Raw genomic sequence first — 21,326 nt, 5'->3', positions numbered from 1 at the left:
CAATGCCCGGCTTTTGTCCAGCCCCCGAAGTCCGCTGGTATCGGGAGGGGCTCGTATTGAGAACTATTACCACATTTAGAATTGCTGCCCGTAGACGCGTAGCCGCCGTCCGATTCGAGGTCCGACGGTCAGCGACACATCGACATTGTTGATCACGTTCGTGTAGGGCTGGCCCTGATCGCTGCCGCTCCAGCGACCCAGGCGATTATAGCCGGCCTCCACGCTCAACCAGGAGTCGATGGCGTAACCGGCGTAGATCCCGGCGCTCGCGGAGCCACCGAGGCCCTGGACATCGGAAGCGCCGGCATTGGCCCCGGCATAGAAGCCGGCGGCATGGGCGGCGGAGAATGACAAGGTACCGATCAATACGGCGATGGCCGTGCGGTATATCTTGGGCATGAGGCAATGATCCTTGGGCAATGGGATAGATAGGGGCGCTTCCCCAAACGGCATCGGTACCGAGGAAGCGGGTGAAGCGCTACACCATACAAGCAGAGAGACGACGATGAAGGTTACAGCGGTCGGGTCGGTGTGGCAAAGGATGGTTTGCGCGGGCGTGCACCGCAAGATGGTTTCTGGGGCCCGCATCGAAGCCGCGCCGCGCGGTGGCGATTTGGGGACGCTGATAAAAGTGGCCCGATCATTCCTGACATGTCCCGGCGCCGTCATCGAACCCTCGCCCTTATCCGGAAGCGCGTATTCGCCCACTCCTCCGAGGACGAACCCCGACCGCCTTGTTGTCACCCCGATAGGGGGATGCGAGCGGTCGACCGCCGCTTTTAGGTTGATGGGCGTCCAAGTCCCGCGCGCCTGCCTTTCGGCGTTTTCCTTTCCCTGTTTCGAATCGTGTTGCTCGTGTTCGCCTGGCGAGCGTGATGTCAGGCCAATGCGGGGTGCCGCGCGGGGGCGGGGGTTCATCGGTATGGGGATTTTCCTGGGTTGCGCCCCCCACGAGGCATTTCATACTATGCGACCTTTCGAGGCGATCTGATGCCTCGTCCCGTTTACCAAGACACGCCTGTGATAGAATACGCGGAGATATCGCCGTGGGTGCGGATATGTTGGACACCTATACGCTCGTCAAGCGTCTGACCCAAGCCGGCGTCCCCGAGGCGCAGGCGGAGGCGCGCATGGCCGTGTTCCTGGATATATCGGAACGGGGCTTTGCCACAAAGGGCGATATCGAGGATCTCAAAAGGTGCATGGCGGATTTCGCGACCAGCAAAGAATTGCGCGAGGTCAGGAGAGATGTCGAAACCCTCAAGAGCGATGTTGCGGGCCTCAAGAACGATGTTGCAGGTCTTAGAGAGCGATGTTGCGGGCCTCAACGGCCGTCTCGAAATCCTCGCGAACGATGTTGTGGATCTCAAGGTGGGCTTCGGCGCCATGAATGCGACCCTGTCCGGCATGGAGATGCGTCTTATGATTCGGCTCGGAGGCTTGATGGTAACACTCATGGCCTTGGGTATCGCAATCCTGAAGTTCACGCCCGGGCATTGAATATTCGCCCGCGCATTCCCCTTCCTGAGCCCTAAGGTCGGGAGGGGTTCCATAATCCCGTGCCTTCAAGACCTCATGGATGTCGAATCCCAACGACTGCCCGTTCCGCGCAAACGGCTGGCTGTATGGCTGGCGCCAGGACGGAGAGGGGCGGGGCGGTCAACTATTGTTTTTGGGATCAAGGGTCGGTCCGGCGCCGCTCTATCACAAGTCCGACCTGACCCGCGCCGCGGATCGCCCCGCGCTTGTCGAGCCGCAGCCGTAGCCAAGGGACCGGGAATTCCCGCAGAATCAGTCCCGCCACGCGCTCGGCCAAGGTCTCGACGAGGCGGAACTCCGAGGCCTCCACGAAGGCCATGACGCGTTTGGCGAGCGCCTTGTAGTCGAGGGTATCGCGCAGGTCATCGGAGGCTGCGGCGGCGCGGATGTCGACACCCATGTCGAGATCAAGCACGATCGTCTGTCGGGTCTGACGCTCCCAGTCCCAGATCCCGATGATGCAATCCACTTTCAGATCGTGTAAATACAGCACGTCGCCACTGTCTTGGGGAACGCCGTCACGCATATCTCGATATGGGCCTATGTTTTACCGGGGCTTGCCTATCTCCTCGGTTCGCTGTCCACGGCCGTTCTGGCAAGCCGCCTGCTGGGGTTGCCCGACCCGCGCCACGCAGGCTCGGGAAATCCCGGGGCGACCAACGTATTGCGTCTCGGTGGCAAGAAGGCCGCCATTATCACCCTAATCGGCGATGTCCTCAAAGGGGTGCTCCCGGTGATGCTGGCGCGACTTCTGGGGGTGGTGCCGTGGATCGTGGCCCTGACCGCCTGGGCCGCGCTGCTCGGGCACGTCTATCCGCTGTTCTTCCGTTTTCGGGGTGGCAAGGGCGTGGCCACCGCCCTTGGGGTGCTCGCGGCCATCAACCCGGTCGCCGGGGCGGGATTGCTCGGGATCTGGCTCGTGGTGGCGCTGGTGTTTCGCTATTCGTCGCTGGCGGCGCTCACCGCCGCGGTGGCCGCACCGTTCCTGATGGCCGCGACCCTGCGCCAGCATATCGGGCTCTTCTTTGCGATGACCTCGGCCATGAGCATCTTGTTGTTGTGGCGCCATCGCACCAATATCCGTAATCTGCTCGCCGGGCGCGAGACCAAGATCGGCGCTAAGGGGGCGAAAGCTCGCTGAGCGGCCAGCGGGGGCGTACCCCGAAACCGCCGTCATCGGTCTGTCCGGCGGCAAGCCGCAGGCAGCCGGCATAGGCGATCATCGCCCCGTTGTCGGTACAGAACGCCGGACGCGGGTAGTAAAGGGTGGCGCCGAGCGCGCGCACCTCATCGGTGAGCCGCTCGCGCAATTTTTGGTTGGCCCCGACCCCGCCGGCAATGACGAGGCGTTCATGGCCGGTCTCCATCAGGGCGCGCCGGCACTTCACGGCCAACGTATCGACGATCGCCTCCTGCAAGGCGCGCGCGAGGTCGCGCCGCCGCTGATCATCCAGCGGCTGCTCCTGGGAGGCCAGCAAAAGCGCGGTCTTAAGGCCGCTGAAGCTGAACTCGAGCCCCGGGCGGTCGAGGAGCGGCCGCGGCAATTTAAGTCCGATGTCGTGGCCGCGGGCGGCGGCGGCGCTGATGGCCGGCCCCCCGGGATAACCGAGACCCAGGACCTGCGCGCTTTTATCGAAGGCCTCGCCCGCAGCATCGTCGCGCGACTCACCCAGGATCTCGTACCGCCCGAGCGCGCGCACGTCGGCGAGGAGGGTATGCCCCCCCGAGACCAGCAGGGCGAGAAACGGAAAATCCGGGGCGCGGGCCTCCAGTCGCGGCGCCAGCAGGTGGCCTTCCAGGTGGTGGACGCCCAGAGCCGGTATGGCGAGCGCGAACGCCAGCGAGCGCGCCAGGGCTGCTCCCACCAGCAGCGCCCCGGCGAGGCCTGGACCGGCGGTGTAGGCGATGGCATCGAGGTCGGCGGGTGTCACCCGCGCATCGTGTAGCAGGGTGTCGATGAGCGGCAGGAGCTTCTGGATGTGGTCGCGGGAGGCGAGTTCGGGCACCACCCCGCCGTAGATCGCGTGGCTGATCTGGCTGAAGAGCGCATGGGCGCGCAGTCCGGTATCCCGGTCATAGAGGGCCACGCCGGTGTCGTCGCAGGAGGTCTCGATACCGAGCACGAGCATGGTGGTGGCCCTTAGGGTTCAGGAAACGACGAAGCTTACCGCCGGCCCGCCCCCGCCACCAGATAGGGGTCGGCGGACTCATGGGACGGTCCTCGTGCTCTCTCAGTGCTGTCGGGATATAGCGTTTGTAAGCGCCCGCCGACATAAACCGTCGCGGGCTTCTGGCGGGCGTCGATCGCCGAAACCGCGGGCTTTATGTACAAATCGGCCGGTGCGCGTTAGAATCCGCCGTTTACCACGGGCCGCCGGCTCAACTATTCAAGCGAGGTGTATTGCGTCTATGCCATCGGTGCGCGTCAAGGAGCACGAGCCTTTCGAGGTTGCGCTGCGTCGTTTTCGCAGGTCATGTGAGAAGGCGGGTGTCTTCGCCGAGGTTCGTCGTCGCGAGTTCTATGAGAAGCCGACGGCGGTTCGCAAGCGCAAGGCGGCGGCCGCGCGTAAGCGCGAACTGAAGAAGATCGCCCGCGTGGCTCAGCGCGCCAACAGGCCGTTCTAACGACCCATGACGCTGAAGGAGCAAATCGCCGAGGATATGAAGGCGGCGATGCGCGCCAAGGACGCCCCGAGGCTTGAGGCGATCCGCATGCTGAGGGCCGCCATCCAGCGCCGCGAAGTCGACGAACGGGTGTCGCTGGATGATGGCGGTGTGCTTGCCATCCTGGAGAAGCTCGTGCGTCAGGGCCAGGAGTCCATCCAGCAGTTCAGTGCCGCGGGTCGCGCGGATCTCGTGGAGAAGGAGGAATCGGCGCTTGCCGTGTGGTCCGCCTACCGGCCGGCCCCCTTGTCCGCGGGCGAGATCGAAGACCTCATTCAGGAGGCCGTGACGCATACCGGGGCCACGTCGATCAAGGACATGGGTCGCGTGGTGGCGCATATCAAGGCGCGCGTGCAGGGCCGCGCCGACATGGCTGCGGTCAGCGCGCGTATCAAGGAGCGATTGAGTTAGGGACCGGCGTCTGTCTTCCGGGTGCGGGCGCCCAGGGAGGCCCTTTGGCCGCTAAGATACCGTCGTCCTTTATCGATGCCGTGCTTGCGCGCACGGATATCGTCGAACTGGTCAGCGGGCGTGTGCCGTTGCGCAAGGCGGGTCGGGACTACAAGGCCTGCTGCCCGTTTCACGAAGAGCGGACCCCCTCATTTACGGTGAGTGCCGACAAGCAGTTCTATCACTGCTTCGGTTGCGGAGCGCATGGATCCGCGATCGGATTTCTGATGGCCTATGAGCGATTGGGGTTCGTCGAGGCCGTGACCGAGCTTGCGCACCGCGCCGGCCTCGAGGTGCCGCAGGACGGTCGCCCGGTAGCGCCTGCGGGGCCGGATCTACGACCGGTGCTGGCGGCCGCCGCCCGTTACTACCAGGAGGCCTTGCGCCATCATCCGGCGGCCGAGCGCGCGCGCACCTATCTGAAGGGGCGGGGCATAACGGGCGCGGTCGCCAAGGACTACCAGCTGGGCTACGCCCCGCCGGGATGGAACGGGCTTCTGACGGCCCTGGCCAAGGACTTCGAGCCGGCGGTCCTGGAGCGCGCCGGACTTGTCATTGCCCGCGACGGGGCGACCGGTTTCTACGACCGGTTTCGCGACCGCGTGATGTTTCCGATCAGCGATGCCCGCGGACGCGTTATAGGCTTCGGGGGGCGAATACTCGACCAGGGTGAGCCCAAGTACATGAACTCCCCGGAGACGGTATTGTTTCATAAGGGGCGTGAGCTCTATGGATTGCCGCAGGCGCTGGCGGCGATCGACAAGGCCGGGCAGGTCGTGGTCGTCGAGGGTTATATGGATGTCCTGGCGCTGTCCCAGTTCGGGGTGGCGCATGTGGTCGCGACCCTGGGTACGGCCACCACCCGCGAGCACTTAGACCGGTTGTTTCGTTATGCGCCGGAGGTGGTGTTCTGCTTCGATGGAGATCGGGCCGGGCGCGAGGCCGCGTGGCGGGCCCTGGAGCAGGCGCTGACGGTCTTGCGCGATGGCCGCCAGGCGAGCTTCCTGTTCCTCCCCGAGGGCGAGGACCCCGATACCCTCGTGCGTGCCGAGGGGGGCGACGGGTTCCAGGCGCGGCTGCGGTCGGCGACGGAATTGCCGGAGTTTTTTTTCGAGACATTGTGTGCCCGCGCGGACCTTTCGCGCATGGATGGACGGGCGCGGTTGGTTGAACTTGCCAAGCCCTTGTTGTCGAAGTTAGCAAGAGGCGCATTGTACGAACTCATGATTGGCAGACTGGCCGAGCTTTCCGCGTTGAAGGTCCCGCAGGCCGCGGTCTTGGCGCCCTCGCGCGCCGAGGATGCGGCGCCACGGCCCCAACCCCCAGCCCCGGTGCGTGGCGGCTCTCTGGTGCGCCAGGCCGTGGCCTTGCTTTTGCAATATCCCGCCCTCATTCAAGAGGTGGGGGAGCTTCCGCCCCCCGGTCGACCCGGCATGGACGTCTTGGCGGCGCTCGTGGCGTTGTTGCGCGAGACCCCGGGGCTCACGACCGGTGCGATCGTCGAGCGGTTTGCCGACAGTCCGCACCGGGCGACCTTGGCGCGACTTGCGGCCTGGGAGTATCCGTCATTGCTGCCCGATCACGAGGGGGTCATGCGCGACATCATGAGGACACTGACCGAACAGGCCCGCGCGGCGAAGGCCAAGGATCGTCATAGATATCTGATTAATAAAGGCAACCTGACTCCGGAAGAGCAGGCCGAGGTGGTCGCCTATCTGCGCCACCGCAATACCGGGGCATAGTGGCCACCACTACAGGATGTGCGCAGTCTGCTATAATTACCAGTTAATTTTTGAGTCTGAATCCAACTGAAACGGCACGAAGGGCGACCTTAATGGATCAAGAGACGCAACGCCTGCAGCTTAAGAAACTCATTCTTCAGGGTAAGGAGCAGGGGTTCCTGACTTATCGGGATATCAATGATCACCTGCCCGAGGATGTGCATGACGCGGATCAGATCGAGACCGTCATCAACATGATCAACGATATGGGTATCGAGGTCTACGATCAAGCCCCGGACCCTGACACCCTGTTGATGAAGAACGATTCGGCCACGACCCCCGATGATGACGAGGTCGTGGAAGAGGCCGAGCAGGTGTTGGCGTCGGCCGTGGAGGGCGAGTTCGGCCGCACCACGGACCCCGTTCGCATGTATATGCGCGAGATGGGGACGGTTGAGCTTTTGACGCGTGAAGGCGAGATCGATCTCGCCAAGCGCATCGAGGATGGCATCCGCCAGAGCACCGAGGCCATTGCGGCATGCCCGGCGACCATTGCCGAGGTGCTGCGGATGATGGAGCTCGTCGAGCAGGACCAGATGCGCCTTACGGATCTCGTCGTGGATTTCGTCGATCCTCAGGCCCTTGATGCGCCACCGCCCGCGGAAATCGACCGGGATGTGACTGCCGTCGATGACGGCGACGAGGAGTCGGACGATGGCGACAATGTCGAGGCCGATGAGGACGGCGGCCCCGATCGCGAGGAGGCGCTGGAGCGCTTCGGCCGCATCCGCAAGCTGCATGCGGTGATCACGAAGGCCGCGGAGAAGAAGGGCTTCAAGAGTCCGGAGGTCGCAAAGGGGCAGGAGAAGCTCGCCGAAGAGTTCATGGAGATCAAGTTCGTCTCGAAGCAGATCAATCGTCTGGTCGAGCATGTCCGCACGCTGGTCGATGAGGCCCGTGAGCAGGAAAGATTGATCATGGAAGTGTGCGTCACCAAGGCGCGCATGCCCCGCAAGGTGTTCCTGAAGAGCTTTCCGGGCAACGAGACCAACCCGCGCTGGATCAAGAAGGTCGGCAAGGGCGGTGAAGGTAACGCCGAGGTCATAGAGGCCAACATCGCGACCATCAATAACGCGCAGGCGAAGCTTGCCGATATCGAGGTGCGTGCCGGACTGCCGATCGCGGACCTGAAGGAGGTCAATCGGCGCATGTCCATCGGGGAGGCCAAGGCGCGGCGCGCCAAGAAGGAGATGGTCGAGGCCAATCTGCGTCTCGTGATCTCCATCGCCAAGAAGTACACGAATCGCGGCCTGCAGTTCCTGGACCTGATCCAGGAGGGCAACATCGGCCTCATGAAGGCGGTCGACAAGTTCGAGTACCGGCGTGGCTACAAGTTCTCGACCTATGCGACGTGGTGGATCCGTCAGGCGATCACGCGCTCGATCGCCGACCAGGCGCGCACCATCCGCATCCCCGTGCATATGATCGAGACCATCAACAAGTTGAACCGGATCTCGCGCCAGATGCTGCAGGAGATGGGTCGCGAGGCGACCCCCGAGGAGCTCGCGGTACGCATGGACATGCCCGAGGACAAGATCCGCAAGGTGCTGAAGATCGCCAAGGAGCCGATCTCCATGGAGACCCCGATCGGCGACGACGAGGATTCGCATCTGGGCGACTTCGTGGAGGACACGAGCATCATGGCCCCGACCGATGCCGCGACCGTGGCTGGTCTCAAGGCCGCAACCCTTGATATATTGGACACACTGACGCCGCGCGAGGCCAAGGTCCTGCGCATGCGCTTTGGGATCGGCATGAACACCGACCACACCCTGGAAGAGGTGGGCAAGCAGTTCGATGTGACGCGCGAGCGGATCCGCCAGATCGAGGCGAAGGCCTTGCGCAAGCTGCGTCACCCGAGCCGCTCCGAGCACCTGCGCAGCTTCCTGGATATGTAAGCACCCCTTACGGGCCTGTAGCTCAGTCGGTTAGAGCAGGGGACTCATAATCCTCTGGTCGAAGGTTCGAGTCCTTCCGGGCCCACCATATAACACAAGGAGCCAGAGCGTTTCCGCGAAGAGCCAGATTTCCCGTGTAGGCATTATGTAAGTAGTTCAAGTCGGGCAGTCGGGCAGGTCTCCTGCTCGCCAGAATACCCGGCCTTGGCGGCGCGCCGACACAAGAGACCAACTGGCCCCTTTGTCCGGGATCGGGCCGCCAGAGGGCGCGGGCCCTTACACGCACCGGGAGACCGATGGTCGGCTGAGGGTTAACGAAGCGTCTTCGGGGGACGTCCCAAGAGAAGGCTTCGCTCAGCTCTTGACTCAGGCGCGGCACCGGGGCTACGCTTGCGCCAGGATGTTTTATGAAAGGCATCATGATGCGTACCACGTTGACGATTGACGATCCCGTGGCGGCCTCTCTTCAAGACTGGGCGCGGCGAAGCGGCAAACCCTACAAGTTAATTGTGAATGAGGCGCTGCGGCTGGGCTTGCGTGAGCTGGAGCGCCCTCGGGCGCAGCCTTACAAGTTGGTGGTCTCGTCCCTAGGGCCTGTTCAGGCAGGCCTGGACCTCAACAAAGCGCTCGCGATCGCCGACGGTCTGGAGGACAAGGCTATAGCACAGGAAATTATGCTGCGTAAATGATTCTCGTCGACGTAAACCTGTTGCTCTACGCCATCAATAGCGACACGCCGCAGCACGCCAAGGCCCGGGTCTGGTGGGAGGGCACGCTATCGGGCGACCAAATTGTCGGCCTCCCCTGGGTCGTGATACTGGCCTTCCTCCGGCTCACAACAAATCCACGAGTATTTAGCCGACCGCTGTCGATCGAACACGCCGGCGTCTACATGGATGAGTGGCTGTCGCTCCCCATTGTACGCAGCGTTGTTCCCGGAAACGGCCACTGGGCGATTCTGCGCAACATCCTGGCCCAGTCTGGCGCAGCCGGCAACCTGACAACCGATGCGCACCTTGCGGCGTTAGCACTCGAGCACGGCTACGCCGTCTATTCAGCCGACCACGACTTCGGCCGCTTCGCTGGGCTACGGCACATTGACCCGCTCGCCAACTGATATGTTTTGGCTTGTCAACAAAGTCCCGCAACCCGGTCCTGCCCCTAAAGGGGACACCTGCGCCACGACCGTGGAGATCCTTGACGCTTACGCGAATGAACCCACCCCTGCTCACGCAAACGGACCCGCCCACGGCCGTTGACGGCATGCGCTAGTCATCCCGGATTTCCTTCGGGTCCTACGGCATTCCTGCTCGTTCCTTCGGGTCCTACGGCATTCCTGCTCGTCGTGCATTGACCCGCCCCTGGTTGCGGCATCCTCTCTGCCAGGATTCCTGGCGATAGGGGGGAAAGCCACAATGCCCACGGCACGATAAGCCGCCTGCAGGCGGTCCTTTCGGGTGCGTCCACAAGTCCGCGCCCAACGCTATTGTTCGGCACCGGCCTGTCAGTGCATACGGCGCAAGCGCTGGCAAAGTGCCAAGCGTCGCACCGACCCCGATTATCGTGAGAACCAGGCGCGCGCCCAAGAGGCTTGGCGGGACCGCCATCCGGACTATTGGCGGACTTACCGAAAGACCCATGACGCCTATACCCGCGATAATCGCGATAAACAGGCCCGCCGCGACCAGAGTCGCCGTCTTGCAAAGATGGACGTGTCAACGGCCAATATCCCTGTTGTTTCCGGTCGTTACCGGCTTTCTCCTGCCCCAGGCAACGATCTTGCAAAGAGTGACGCGTGCACGGTGGAATTGACCGTATTGTCAAGGGGTCGTGTCAACGGCCAATATCCCTGTTGTTTCCGGTCGTTACCGGCTTTCTCCTGCCCCAGGCAACGATCTTGCAAAGAGTGACGCGTGCACGGTGGAATTGACCGTATTGTCAAGGGGTTAGAGATTTTTGGTCGTCTTCATCGCGATCTTGCAAAGAGAGGACGTGATAGGCATTCGCGGGCTAGGCGGGTACCGTTTTCGTCATGGATACCGTCGCCCCCGTACTGGAAGTCGATCTCCACCGCCTTCATTCAAAGCCTGCACGCTCGCGACGAGCAGCGTGCCGATGCGGGTGTGCGCGAAGGCCCGGAAGGGCAGTGCCTAGCCGATGTCCGGCAACTGCTCGCTTTGATCAAGCGACTGCGCCCGTGCTGGTCAATAGGAGACCCGCCCGTGTTCCCCGAGCCCTTACAGAAGGCTCTGAGAGGCCTGCGCATCGCCCTCAATACCCTGCAGGCCGACCTAGCCAGGAGTCTCGACCCATGACCCCCAGCCAGATCCGTGATGCCGTCCGCACCCTGCAAGCCCAAGGCCAGAGCCGACGCGAAATCAGTCGGCTGCTGAAGCTATCGCGCAATACCGTTCGCCGGATACTGCGCGCCCCGCTGGCAGAGGGGGAGAAGGAACGGCAGAAGCTCGGTGTGACCCGCACCTATTTGCAATCCGCCTTCGCGCGCGCCCAAGGCAACGTGGTGCGCGTTCAGCAACTACTTGCCGCTGAGTACGATCTCACGATCTCTTATAGCACGTATAGCACGTTGACGCGTTGGGTCCGGGAAGCGGGGCTACGCACGCCGCCCGTGCGCGCGGGGAATACACCTTCGGCCCGGGCGAGGAAATGCAACATGACACCTCGCCTCACCGCGTGACCCTGGGTGACAAGACCGTAACCGCCCAGTGCGCAGGGCTCGTATTGGCCTACTCGCGCCGTCTGTTCGTTCAATATTACCCCCGCTATAGCCGCTTCGAAGCCAAGCAGTTCCTGCTTGACGCCGCGCGTTTCATGGAGGGGGTTTGCCCGATCTGCCTGATCGACAACACGAGCGTGATGCTCGCCTCCGGCGCTGGTGCAGACGCCATCATGGCCCCCGAGATGGCCGCTTTTGCGCGCACACTGGGGTTTGCCTTCCGCGCGCACCGGGTCGGGCATCCGGATCGGAAGGGACGGATCGAGAGAACGTTCTTTTTTATTGAGACCAACTTCCTGCCTGGCCGCCGCTTCACCGATTTCGACGACCTGAACCGCCAAGCGTTCGCCTGGTGCCGGGAGGTGGCCAATGCCAACCCGAAGCGGGTTCTGGGGATGTCGCCCGAGGCCGCCTATGTGATCGAGAAGCCAACCTTGCAACCCCTGCCCATCGCGCTGCCACCGATCTATGAGGTCTGCGATCGGGTGGTGGACCTGAGCGGGTATGTCTCGCTCGAATCGAACCGCTACTCGGTCCCCGAGCGCCTCGTGGGCCAGACCGTAACCCTCTACAAATATCCCGCCCAGGTCCACATCCACCATCGGGGCACAGCGGTAGCGATCCATTCCCGACTCATCGGTCAACGCCAGGCCCGCAGCACGGCTCGTGGGCCAGACCGTAACCCTCTACAAATATCCCGCCCAGGTCCACATCCACCATCGGGGCACAGCGGTAGCGATCCATTCCCGACTCATCGGTCAACGCCAGGCCCGCAGCACGGATCCGACGCATCATCCCATCCCTATTCGCGTAAGCCGCATGCCGGACATAGAAGGACCACTCTGGCGCGACAATCCGGAACTGGGAGCCTATGCGCGCGCCCTCAAGCAACGCGGCCGCGGCCGCGGGGTGCGCGCCTTGCAACGGCTGCTGACGCTCCAGCGCACTTACCCCCGAGAGCCCTTCTTGGCCGCTGTGCGGCAGGCCGCCCACTTCGGTCTGTATGACCTGGGGCGACTGGAGAAACTCATCTTGCACCAAGTGGCTGGCGAGTTTTTTGCCCTGAACGGCGATTCCTACGACGATGCGTGATCAGATCCACGAACGGCTCGCCGAACTCCGTCTTCGCGGCATGGATGCGGCCCTGAATGCGGAACTGGATCGTGCCGAGCACGAAGGCTCGCCCCCTGCAGAAGTTCTCTGGCGATTGCTGGCCGAGGAAGAAGCCCACCGCCGAGAAAAGCGCTTAGCCTACCGCCTCACGCAGGCGAAACTGCCGTGGCACTGGACTCTCGACTCGTTCCCTTTTGATCGTCAACCCGGTGTGGATCGGAGTCAGATCCGCGCCCTGGCCGGGCTCGACTTCCTGCACCGTAACGAGAATATCCTGCTTATCGGACCACCCGGTACGGGCAAGACCGGCATTGCCATCGCTCTGTTGCGCGAGGCCTGCCTCAACGGGCACGCGGGCCGCTTCTACAATGCCCAGGTGCTGCTCGACGAACTCTACGCCTCGCTCGCTGATCGTTCGACTCCGAAGCTCCTCGCGCAACTGGCCCGCTCTCAGCCCATGCTGATTGACGAACTGGGCTACCTGACCCTGAAACCCGAACAGTCGAACGCCTTCTTTCGGCTGATGGACCAGCGTTATGGCCGCGTATCGACTATCATCACAACGAATTGAGAGCCGTCTGACTGGTACGAGTTGTTCGCCAATAAAGCGCTCGTCGACGCCTTGCTCGACCGCCTCCAGCATCGCTGCATTACCATCCGCATCGATGGCCCCTCCCTGCGCACTCCTGAACGCCCCGCATCGGTTTCTGCCGACCGAGCCCCCAAATCCTCTCGACGCGGATCCGTTCTCGCCCCCTAGTTCTCGTACCGCGGGCCTCCCTCACCACTGCCACACCGCGCACCCCGAACACGGCCTATTTATGGCAGTGCCTGACGAGCGAGCGGACCACGTCGTGAATATCTCTGCGTCTTCACACAAGAATACCCGCTACCACACCCACCCAACACCCGCAATATCGCGCCCACCGCACACACTCATGCGCACTCTCTGGGTCCGCTTTATTGAGCAAAAACGGATTCATTTTGGTGAGCGTTGAGGCCCGATTCGGTGATGCGTACACCGAAGCCCGTAAGGTCGGTGTCCCACACCAGGGCGTAGCCTGTCGCGGGGATGGGGAGTGCGTCTACCGTCGTCTTGCTCAGCTTGATCTTGGCCATGGTCCCTTTTCCCGTGTAAGTGCCGTGTAAGCACTGTGTAAGTAGTCGGCGTCAATTCGACTCACACAACATGTGATGAATAATAGGCTAAAACAAGTGATATTCAAGCGAATTAAAAGGAACGGGGTTTCAGTGTAAGTGGACGGCAGGCCAAACAAATAGGACTCATAATCCTCTGGTCGAAGGTTCGAGTCCCTCCGGGCCCACCATGTCCGACGGCGGGTTGCGCGATTCGCGCGCGACCCGCTCGTCTCTTGCCTTTTCCTCATGCCTCGAGTTGCCGTTAGGGTCGCCCCATCGGTTCGCGCCCCGCTGGATGCTGCTTATTCCGTCAGGCATCGCCCCAATCCGCTCCCCGCCTGATCCGTTGTGAGTTGCCCCGACAATCGCGGGCGTTGTTTGGCACCGCGACGCCGAAGTGACGCACCGAGGCTGATTTCATGGGCATTGTCTGCCGCATGTAGGCCCGCGACTACGCACGCACCGAGTTCACCTAGTCTTGGCTAGCCCGAGCGTCCCCTTGACTCGTGACCATCGGGGGAAGCCTTGGGTACAAAGGCCACCTCGGATATCCCGTGGCGGATCGAGTCCTCCTAAACTTCAGGCGCGCCGAGCGAAAAATCGTTCACAGGTGGATGATCTCTACGTCGAGCCATTTGCCTTTCAGGTATTCGGCGACGAGTCGACGGTGACAGTGGTGCGGCTTATCCTTGCTGCACAACAGGCACCCGCCTGCGAGGGCGTCACGGTCAAGTAATTCGATATGCCGTAGCGCCATAAACTCATTGAACTGTTTGGCGTACACATCCCAATCGCCATGGTGCTTTTTGTACTCGTCCAGAATGTCTTGGGTTGGCGCAAGCGCTTCGGCGTGCTCATATTCCATGCCGCAGATCTCCGTTGCGAAATAGCGTGGATCGTCGCGTTTAGCGAAGCCGGCGAGTTGCGAAATGTTGTTAAGTCGGACGTCAATGATCTTCGTCGCGCCCGACTTTTTGAGGCGGCAAAAGAAGTGCTGCGCGCTTGATTTAGTGAAGCCGATCGTAAAAAGTTTCATGATCAGCCGCTGTTCAGGTGGATGCTTTTGTGGTGGAGTCCCGTTGCGCTATCTGCGCATCACGGTCAAAGGCGATCGCGTCTTCCTGCATCGCATAGGCCTGATCAATCGCATCAGAGTAAGAACGGAACATGTCTATTCCGCCGAGCTGAAGTCGCTCCACAAGTCGACCGATAGCGTCAGATTGCGCCTCAAGTTGTCCATCAGCGAGTATGTGGCTCACAGACGCGCCTTGCGCACAAAGTTCCCGACCGATGAGGATGGTGCGATGGCAGTCCACAGGATCACGCTCCGCACACATCAACGCGATGCGATGCAGGGCGGCACCGTCGAGGAGGCGTTGAATTCCACGCTGAAAGAGCTGGGTCTGGGCCAAGCGAGCATAACTCACCTTGGTACCCACGTAGCAATGGTCGTCTCTGCTTCTAGCGCCAAGCTCTTTCCCAAGGAAAACGTACTTGATCCCAGCGTCTTTGAGGGAGGCGCGCAGAGAATCCCTGTTAAACTGAGGGTTGTGTCTGCTGAACGGTGAGGAGCGCACGTCGGCTAGCGCAGTCACACGGTGCGAGTGCAGTAGCCGGATGAATTGATCTATGGCCTGCGTCGAGTGGCCAATGGTAAGAATATCAGGCTATATCCGGATCTCCCCACCAATAAAACCCGCAGATTCCCTAGCCTCATAGTGTTTTCCTCTGCCCTCACAGCGTACGCAAATCGGAAGGAATGTGCGCAGGGATATCGAGGTGCACGATCGTAAGGAAGATCAGGTCAGCGAAGGGCTCCAAACCGCGGAATCCCGAGGCCCGGTTCTTCACGATCTTGAGTAGACGGTTGATGCCTTCGCCCACGGCATTGGTGAGCGGGCGTTCAATGAAGGAGAGGATATTGTCGAAGTGGTTCCGTACGGTGGTCACAAAGGTCTTGAGCGAGGGCAGCCGGCTTCTCAAGGCCGCGGTCATCCAGCGCTTCAAGAACTGCCTCGCCGCACCGGGATATGTGAAATGCCAGATGCGCTCGAACTCATCCTTCAAGACCCAAGCGCGATGGATGCGCCGGTTGGAGGTGCGTAGCGCGTTTAAGAAGCGCGACTGTTTCTTGGAGCGATTGCGTGCATGCATCCCGAGCATCCACCGCAGCCCCTTGATGGCCTGACGCCCCCGCTTATCCAGTCCCCGCCACTCGTCTTTCCGGACGGCATCAAGCGCCTCGTTCAAGGCCTTCACCACATGAAAGCGATCGATCACGAGGGTGGCGTTCGGGCAGTGGTGTTGAATGGCCCCAGTGTAGGCGCGGCCCCTGTCGCAACTCGCCCAGCGAATGCGCTGCTTCTGGCCATCCGATAACTGTTCGTTGAAGAACCGGTCGATGGTCTCGCGCCCCTTGCCCTGACCCACCCACACGACGTGCGAACGGTCCAAATCATAGATTATCGTGGCATATTTCCGGCCTTTGCAATACGCGATCTCATCGGCTCCGAGGGTCACCAAGCCCCGGATCGTGTGGCCCGTGCGCACCCGGGTGATGACCCGGTGCAGACAGTTAGAGAGCGTCGATGGGGCCATCTTCAGTATGGCGGCCGCTGCCTTTTGCGTCATGATCTGGCAGAGCGCGCAGATCCGAAACTCCAGGCGATAGGTGATGCGGGCATAAGGGGCGGCCCAGGGGATTTTCTCCTGCACGAGCCCATGGGTCGGGCAGAGGATCTCCTTGGGGGCATACCAGAACAGGGTCTTGCGGCCCAAGATCGCTACGTCCTCCCAGGATCGGGCCTCCTGGGCCTGGCGCACGATTGGGCAGCGGCGCTCACACACTGGGCAGCGGCAACCGTTTTTGAAGGGCTTGACCCAGAGATGGCGTTCCGTATCGCGTTGTTGGAATGAGAAGGCGGTGATTTTTAGGTCTTTCAGGCGGTGTATTTTCGCCAGCAACGTCAGGCGGCTCTGGGTTTCCTCTCTTTGTCGATGACTGGTCAACAACTGAGAGGAGACCTGTGTTTACCCTCCATTGCAAGCCCTTGTACGCCCCGACAGATATCACCCCACCTAACGCCTATCCCACCCTGGCCCGTTTACGCCGCCACACCCATCAGCCCTGCCTGATTATCAAGTCGATACCGTGGGGAAAGTCGGATAGAGCCGAATATCATTCATTGCCGATATCCTTGCATAGACCCTCTGTGATTACCGACGCGACCACGTGATAGGAAAAACCATTCCACACCTCAACGAGGCTAATACACAAGGCAGCTTCGCCAATGTCGTAATCCCCATCGCTGCGTTAGGTAACGCTCCTCGATCCTCGGGTCCGTGATTGATAAACGGTACAAGCATCCGTTCAGCGTGAATTTCGCCCGCACGCGCCGCCGCGCGGCCCTTTCCTCGTATCCAGTCTCTTTCCTGACGCCAATGACAAGATCCGACACGAGAATCAACTTGAGCGAGCTGCTAATCAGGTAGTGAGTTCCATAATACGCGGCTTCTTGGCGAAGGTTTCGCGCAGAAGCGAGTGGCAGGCATCGCGGCTCTGCCAGTCATCGGGAAGTCGGCGGCTTACCACAACCATGCTTCGCGCGGCCAGGTTGGGGTGATGAATTCGTGATACGTTTGTGCCCGCGATGATTCATCCAGGCCAGAACTAGGCCTCCGACCCCTATAAGCGCAAACCAGCCTAGACCGATGTAGAGTTGTTCTATGGGAATATTCACGGCCGCTTCCTCAGCGTTAATACGGCTGCACTTTCTATGAGGACGAATACGCAAGCGGACAACAACGCCAGTAACCAGTCGCGATGCTCAAGTCCGCCCGTATAGCCAAAAAAGCCAAACTCCGCCACCGCGGCAACACGTAAGGTATCGGCGATGTGCCGGGCTTGCTCGTCATTGAACCGCGTGTAGCATCTCAAGAATATACCCTCGTGCCAGCGGCGCTCAAGGTGTTTACTCGCCCCGGCGCTGGCGGCTTACTGCTCGCCACTCCATCGGGTCTGTTCATTCCTGGCCCGGCAGGAACGGCTTTTCTCTTGCGGGCGGCGATGCCTCCGGCCCTCTCCCGCGGGTCCCCGCCACATGGCATACCACTTTGCGCGCGGGTCGATAGTGGTGCAATCCCGGCGTTTCCCAGGGTAGGGGCGTGCCCCATCGCATCCCGAACCAAGCAGCAGTTCTAAATGTAGGAATGATTATCAATACCGGGTCACGGCCATGAACCGGTATGTCCGGGGGCTGGACAAAAGTTACGGTTCACGGTATAAAGCGCTGGGTCATAATATTCAGCGAGCAGAGCTTGGCTTTTCCGTTAGTTGGGAGCCCCCTTGATTTTAAGGGATTAGTGGCCTCCCTCAGGGAGTTGATGCAGCGGTTCCCGGACAAGCGGACGGGAAAGAACTGCGTCTACGCCATGGAAGACGCGGCCTTGGCGGCCTTTGCCGTGTTCACTATGCAAAGCCCTTCGTTTCTAGCCTATCAGAGGACGATGAAACAGACCAAAGGCCAGAGCAACGCGCACACGCTCTTTGGCATGAACCTGATCCCGACTGACAACTGCATCCGCAACCTGCTGGACCCGGTGGCGCCCAGTCATGTCACCCCCTATTCGAACAGACATTCGAGGCACTGAACGCGGGCGGCCATATTGACCCTTTTCGCGTTTCTCTCTCCTCATCCCAGAACGGTGCCGGCCAGCTGCTGATCGCCCTAGACGGGACAAGCTATCACCATTCTCATACCGTCCATTGCCGGCAGTGCACGAAGATCGAACACAGGAAGGGCGAGGTCAGCTATCAGCACACGGTGGTTACACCGGTCGTGGTGTCTCCCGAACGCAACCAGGTCATCGCGCTGGCGCCGGAATTCGTGACCCCCCAGGACGGTCACGACAAGCAGGATTGTGAAACGGCGGCAGCCAAGCGGTGGCTTACCGCCCATGGTGCCCGCATCAAAGCGCTCAACGCGACGATTCTGGGCGACGACTTGTATAGCCGCCAGCCGATGTGCGAAACCGTCTTGGGCCTGGGACTCCATTTCCTTTTCGTGTGCAAGCCGAGCTCCCACGTCACGCTCACCGAATCGATCAAAGATCTCACCGCCCAGGGGGCTATACAGACTCACCAGGTCCTGCGCCGCAAGGGCAAGAAAGCCTGGACTGACACCTATCGTTTCGTCAACCACGTTCCCTTGCGCGAGGGCGACGATGCCCTAGCGGTCAATTGGCTGGAGTTGACCACCCAAGACGCCGCGGGCAAGCAGACATACCAGAACGCCTGGATCACCCAGCATGCACTCGATAAAGCTCATGTCGCGAAAGTCGCTGAAGCGGGCCGCGCGCGCTGGAGGATCGAGAATGGCAACAACAATGTTCTGAAGACCAAGGGGTACCATCTTGAACACAATTTTGGGCACGGCAAGAAGTATCTCTCCTCGCTGCTGTGCACCTTCAACCTGCTGGCTTTCCTGCTGCACACTTTCCAGGAAATAACCAACCAAAAATACCGCGTGTTGCGCGCGACCCTCCCCACCCGCAAAAGCTTTTTCGACAGCATTCGGGCGCTCACAACTTTTATGTGTTTCGACAGTTTCGAGGCCTTGCTCGACTTCATGCTGCGGGGTCTCGACATCGACGCGCCCGACAGCAGTTGAGGGCCGCCATGGAACCCATTCGATTGGCAAACCGCCTACGGCGTCCGCCCCTTTTGGCTGAGACCTTTGTTGATCCCACACGCTTTACGGGCCACTGCTACCGCGCGGCCCACTGGATCGACGTCGGTCTCACCACGGGCCGCGGCCGTGAGGATCGCCATCACGAACGCCATGGGGCAAGCCCCAAGCGCGTCCTGGTCTACCCGCTGGTGCCCGATGCCCGACAAAGGCTCCTGCAAGCCCCGTAAATTCTTAAGCGGACGCCCCCATTCGAGGCGGAGCCAGTTCACATTGAGAATTGCTGCGAACCAAGCCCGTTCCTTGACAACCCCCAGTTAAGGGGCCTTAATGGGCCTACCAAAAGTCTCGCGAGGGACGATTATGTCCATGCCCAAGCCAAAGGTCACCGCGAGGCGTGCACGGCCGTCGACTCCTCGTGCCATCGGGCGGACCGGCAAGCGTAGCCACTTCGCCGCGGCCTTTGAAATCGACCCTATCAGCCGGGTGGTCGCGATCCGTAAGGGGGTGTCGTCCGCGGAACTCGTGCGTACGAGTCGCGCCATGGGTTTACCCAAGGAGCGCATTTACCGCATGCTGCGTCTGCCCGCATCCACGTCCAAGCGCAAGCTCGCCCAGCAGGCCTCTTTTCCGCCCGAGCAGTCGGAGCGCATCCTGGGATTACAGCGGCTGATCGGTCAAGTCGAGGTCATGGTGGCGGAATCGGGCGCGGGCGGGCAGCCTTTCGATGCCGGTGTATGGATCGCGCGATGGCTTGACCAGCCGTCCCCCGCGCTTGGCAACAAGGCACCTGGTGAGTTTCTCGACACCATCGCCGGCCAGGAGATCATTGCGACTCTTCTCGCGCAGATGCAATCTGGCGCCTACGCGTGATCGTTTGGCGGATCGCCGCCACCATGTCCGGTCATCGTGTCGACGGCCTCTCCGGCGCGGGGGCCAAGATCACGGGTGGCCGCTGGAATAGCCCCGGTCGCGCCGTGCTCTATTGTTCCTCTTCGATTGCCCTTGCGGCACTCGAGACCATCGTCCATCTTTCGCAAGGCACGCTCCCCTTGGACCGTTTCTTGGTCCGGGTCACCATACCCGACAGGTTATGGCGGGCGCGGGAGACGCTTACGCTTGCCGCCGCGCCCGTCGCTTGGGATGCATTGCCCGCGAGCCCCGCAAGCAGGCGGTATGGCGATGAATGGCTCGACCAATCGAGATCCGCGGTGCTCGAGATCCCGTCCATCGTCGTGCCCGAGGAATACAACGTCCTCGTAAATCCCAATCATGCACGGGCCTTGGAAGTCACGGCCACGGTCATGCGCCCCTGGTGCTACGATCTCAGATTGCATTAGCGATCCCGAATCCCGCGCTGTCTTGCGTGTTGTTTCCCAAAACTTCTCGGGCAGTGCGGCTCACGCCGGATTGCGTGGAGGCCGGCCGCTTGCGGGCTTTCCCGTTTCGCGAATAAGACAGCGACGACTCCTTGGCCGGCCATGGGCCCTGGCCACGCGTCTGATAGTTCGCCCGTGCCCTTGGCGCCCATCTAGGCGAGGCGTCGCGTGCTGCGTTTGCGGGCCATAAGCGGCGCGGGGAGCGCAAGCCCAAATACCCGCGCGAACCCCTTGCGTCCCTCGGGGGTGACGCGCACCGCGCGGCTGTCCAGGTGATGCGTGACCCATCCTCGCGCCAGGCACTGGCGGTAGATGGCGCCACCGACGGGTCCTCCTAAGTGCGGCCGCCTCTCGCTCCAATCGATGCAGGTGCGTGTGTACGGGTGGCGGCGCAGGGGAGTGACATCGAGGCCCCAGCGCGCGAGGACGGTAAGCCCGCTTTCCGTCAGGTGCGCGCCGTCCTCGCCCACGATCACATGCCCCGCCGCGCCCAAGGCTTCGCAGAGCGCGACCCCGAGGTGTCCGGCGAGGTGGTTGTAGCAGGTGCGTCCGGCGGCCAGCAGCGGATCGACGCGCGTCGGGCAGAGTTGCCCGGGACGGACGCCGCTTGCAACGATCAGTGTCGCTTCGAGAAGTGCCGCCACCTCGGGGGAGGCCACGCGAAAGTAACGATGCCGGCCTTGGCGCACGGCGCTGATGAGGCCCGCGCGCTCGAGGAGCGCCAGATGGCCGCTCGCGGTTTGTGCGGTGATATTGGCGCATGCCGCTAGCTCCCCGGCTGGCAGGGCGCGTCCGTCGCCTAGCGCGAGCAGCATGTGAGCGCGCGCCGGCTCACCCACGAGGCGCGCAATCTCGGCCATTTTGTAGGCATTGGACATGAGTGAACGGTACCCCTGAAGACGCCGTGTGACTTCGGTGGCCACCGTACCATAGCGGCT

At 61.7% G+C, this 21,326-nt stretch carries 22 protein-coding genes, 1 tRNA gene and 2 pseudogenes; 17 read left to right on the top strand and 8 right to left on the bottom strand.

Translation table 11 applies throughout. From position 1 onward, the window contains the following. Positions 1–75: 75 nt before the first annotated feature. Positions 76–399, bottom strand: a complete 324-nt coding sequence (locus tag C4901_RS17800) for an outer membrane beta-barrel protein (protein WP_168185778.1) — start codon at positions 397–399, stop codon at positions 76–78. Between the two features lie 891 nt (positions 400–1,290). Between C4901_RS17800 and C4901_RS15860 the strand changes: the two genes are divergently transcribed. Next, positions 1,291–1,500, top strand: coding sequence for a hypothetical protein (locus C4901_RS15860; RefSeq protein WP_145960762.1), 210 nt, complete (start codon positions 1,291–1,293; stop codon positions 1,498–1,500). Positions 1,501–1,678: 178 nt separating this feature from the next. On the opposite strand, the gene folB is transcribed toward C4901_RS15860, so the two are convergent. Next, on the bottom strand, positions 1,679–2,065 hold the full coding sequence (folB, locus tag C4901_RS15850) for a dihydroneopterin aldolase (RefSeq protein WP_110138690.1): 387 nt from the start codon (positions 2,063–2,065) through the stop codon (positions 1,679–1,681). On the opposite strand from folB, the gene plsY reads away from it, so the two are divergent. Next, the gene (plsY, locus tag C4901_RS15845; RefSeq protein WP_240611786.1) at positions 2,045–2,680 is read left to right on the top strand and encodes a glycerol-3-phosphate 1-O-acyltransferase PlsY; all 636 of its coding nucleotides are present in this window, start codon (positions 2,045–2,047) and stop codon (positions 2,678–2,680) included. The two genes, folB and plsY, sit on opposite strands and share 21 nt — an antisense overlap. Here plsY and tsaD read toward each other — a convergent pair. Further along, on the bottom strand, positions 2,658–3,668 hold the full coding sequence (gene tsaD / locus C4901_RS15840) for a tRNA (adenosine(37)-N6)-threonylcarbamoyltransferase complex transferase subunit TsaD (RefSeq protein ID WP_110138153.1): 1,011 nt from the start codon (positions 3,666–3,668) through the stop codon (positions 2,658–2,660). The genes plsY and tsaD overlap by 23 nt on opposite strands. A gap of 280 nt (positions 3,669–3,948) precedes the next feature. Here tsaD and rpsU point away from each other — a divergent pair, with 280 nt between their 5' ends. The 11 genes and pseudogenes from rpsU (at position 3,949) to istB (ending at position 12,942) form a co-directional block, all read left to right on the top strand. Beyond that, positions 3,949–4,164 (top strand): 30S ribosomal protein S21, encoded by a 216-nt coding sequence (gene rpsU, locus C4901_RS15835; RefSeq protein ID WP_065968651.1) that lies wholly within the window; start codon positions 3,949–3,951, stop codon positions 4,162–4,164. A gap of 6 nt (positions 4,165–4,170) precedes the next feature. Continuing rightward, the gene (locus C4901_RS15830; protein ID WP_110138152.1) at positions 4,171–4,614 is read left to right on the top strand and encodes a GatB/YqeY domain-containing protein; all 444 of its coding nucleotides are present in this window, start codon (positions 4,171–4,173) and stop codon (positions 4,612–4,614) included. 44 nt (positions 4,615–4,658) lie between these two features. After that, positions 4,659–6,395, top strand: a complete 1,737-nt coding sequence (gene dnaG / locus C4901_RS15825; protein ID WP_110138151.1) for a DNA primase — start codon at positions 4,659–4,661, stop codon at positions 6,393–6,395. Positions 6,396–6,487: 92 nt separating this feature from the next. Continuing rightward, positions 6,488–8,332: an RNA polymerase sigma factor RpoD gene (gene rpoD / locus C4901_RS15820; RefSeq protein WP_110138150.1), complete on the top strand. Its 1,845-nt coding sequence runs from the start codon at positions 6,488–6,490 to the stop codon at positions 8,330–8,332. Positions 8,333–8,343: 11 nt separating this feature from the next. Beyond that, positions 8,344–8,420, top strand: a tRNA-Ile gene (locus tag C4901_RS15815). Between the two features lie 319 nt (positions 8,421–8,739). Then, complete coding sequence (locus tag C4901_RS15810; RefSeq protein WP_205736078.1) at positions 8,740–9,021, top strand: hypothetical protein; 282 nt, start codon at positions 8,740–8,742, stop codon at positions 9,019–9,021. Beyond that, positions 9,018–9,449 (top strand): type II toxin-antitoxin system VapC family toxin, encoded by a 432-nt coding sequence (locus C4901_RS15805; protein WP_110138149.1) that lies wholly within the window; start codon positions 9,018–9,020, stop codon positions 9,447–9,449. The genes C4901_RS15810 and C4901_RS15805 overlap by 4 nt, the downstream gene beginning before the upstream one ends. Before the next feature lie 1,006 nt (positions 9,450–10,455). Continuing rightward, positions 10,456–10,647: a hypothetical protein gene (locus C4901_RS17795; protein ID WP_168185495.1), complete on the top strand. Its 192-nt coding sequence runs from the start codon at positions 10,456–10,458 to the stop codon at positions 10,645–10,647. After that, positions 10,644–11,030, top strand: a complete 387-nt coding sequence (locus tag C4901_RS19625; protein ID WP_168185777.1) for a helix-turn-helix domain-containing protein — start codon at positions 10,644–10,646, stop codon at positions 11,028–11,030. Before C4901_RS17795 ends, C4901_RS19625 begins: the two co-directional genes overlap by 4 nt. 705 nt (positions 11,031–11,735) lie before the next feature. Beyond that, on the top strand, positions 11,736–12,161 hold the full coding sequence (locus C4901_RS18755; RefSeq protein ID WP_240611785.1) for a hypothetical protein: 426 nt from the start codon (positions 11,736–11,738) through the stop codon (positions 12,159–12,161). Next, a pseudogene (gene istB, locus C4901_RS15785) lies at positions 12,154–12,942 on the top strand (IS21-like element helper ATPase IstB). The gene C4901_RS18755 and the pseudogene istB overlap by 8 nt, the downstream one beginning before the upstream one ends. 200 nt (positions 12,943–13,142) lie before the next feature. Here the strand turns inward: istB and C4901_RS17785 are convergent. From C4901_RS17785 to C4901_RS15765, 4 genes are all read right to left on the bottom strand, one after another. Then, positions 13,143–13,301 carry a hypothetical protein gene (locus C4901_RS17785; RefSeq protein ID WP_168185776.1) on the bottom strand — a complete coding sequence of 53 codons (159 nt, stop codon included), beginning with the start codon at positions 13,299–13,301 and terminating at the stop codon, positions 13,143–13,145. Positions 13,302–13,926: 625 nt separating this feature from the next. Continuing rightward, positions 13,927–14,358 (bottom strand): DUF488 family protein, encoded by a 432-nt coding sequence (locus tag C4901_RS15775; RefSeq protein ID WP_110138146.1) that lies wholly within the window; start codon positions 14,356–14,358, stop codon positions 13,927–13,929. 13 nt (positions 14,359–14,371) lie between these two features. Further along, positions 14,372–14,899, bottom strand: a complete 528-nt coding sequence (locus tag C4901_RS19620; RefSeq protein WP_370445942.1) for a DUF488 family protein — start codon at positions 14,897–14,899, stop codon at positions 14,372–14,374. A gap of 157 nt (positions 14,900–15,056) precedes the next feature. Continuing rightward, on the bottom strand, positions 15,057–16,331 hold the full coding sequence (locus tag C4901_RS15765) for an ISL3 family transposase (RefSeq protein WP_168185775.1): 1,275 nt from the start codon (positions 16,329–16,331) through the stop codon (positions 15,057–15,059). 1,308 nt (positions 16,332–17,639) lie between these two features. On the opposite strand from C4901_RS15765, the pseudogene C4901_RS15760 reads away from it, so the two are divergent. The 4 genes and pseudogenes from C4901_RS15760 (at position 17,640) to C4901_RS15745 (ending at position 20,349) form a co-directional block, all read left to right on the top strand. Further along, positions 17,640–18,991, top strand: a pseudogene (locus C4901_RS15760) (ISNCY family transposase). Between the two features lie 8 nt (positions 18,992–18,999). Next, a complete protein-coding gene (locus C4901_RS15755) occupies positions 19,000–19,239 on the top strand; it encodes a Druantia anti-phage system protein DruA (RefSeq protein ID WP_110138143.1) in 240 nt (79 codons plus the stop codon). Positions 19,240–19,378: 139 nt separating this feature from the next. After that, positions 19,379–19,882: an antitoxin Xre/MbcA/ParS toxin-binding domain-containing protein gene (locus C4901_RS15750; RefSeq protein ID WP_168185774.1), complete on the top strand. Its 504-nt coding sequence runs from the start codon at positions 19,379–19,381 to the stop codon at positions 19,880–19,882. Positions 19,883–19,905: 23 nt separating this feature from the next. Further along, entirely contained in the window at positions 19,906–20,349 is a 444-nt protein-coding gene (locus C4901_RS15745) for an RES family NAD+ phosphorylase (RefSeq protein WP_110138687.1), read from the top strand. Positions 20,350–20,540: 191 nt separating this feature from the next. On the opposite strand, the gene C4901_RS15740 is transcribed toward C4901_RS15745, so the two are convergent. After that, a complete protein-coding gene (locus C4901_RS15740) occupies positions 20,541–21,266 on the bottom strand; it encodes a helix-turn-helix transcriptional regulator (RefSeq protein ID WP_110138141.1) in 726 nt (241 codons plus the stop codon). Between the last annotated feature and the right edge of the window lie 60 nt (positions 21,267–21,326).

The sequence above is a fragment of the Acidiferrobacter sp. SPIII_3 genome (assembly GCF_003184265.1).
Taxonomy (GTDB): domain Bacteria; phylum Pseudomonadota; class Gammaproteobacteria; order Acidiferrobacterales; family Acidiferrobacteraceae; genus Acidiferrobacter.
This window is presented reverse-complemented; position numbering and strand designations above follow the sequence as displayed.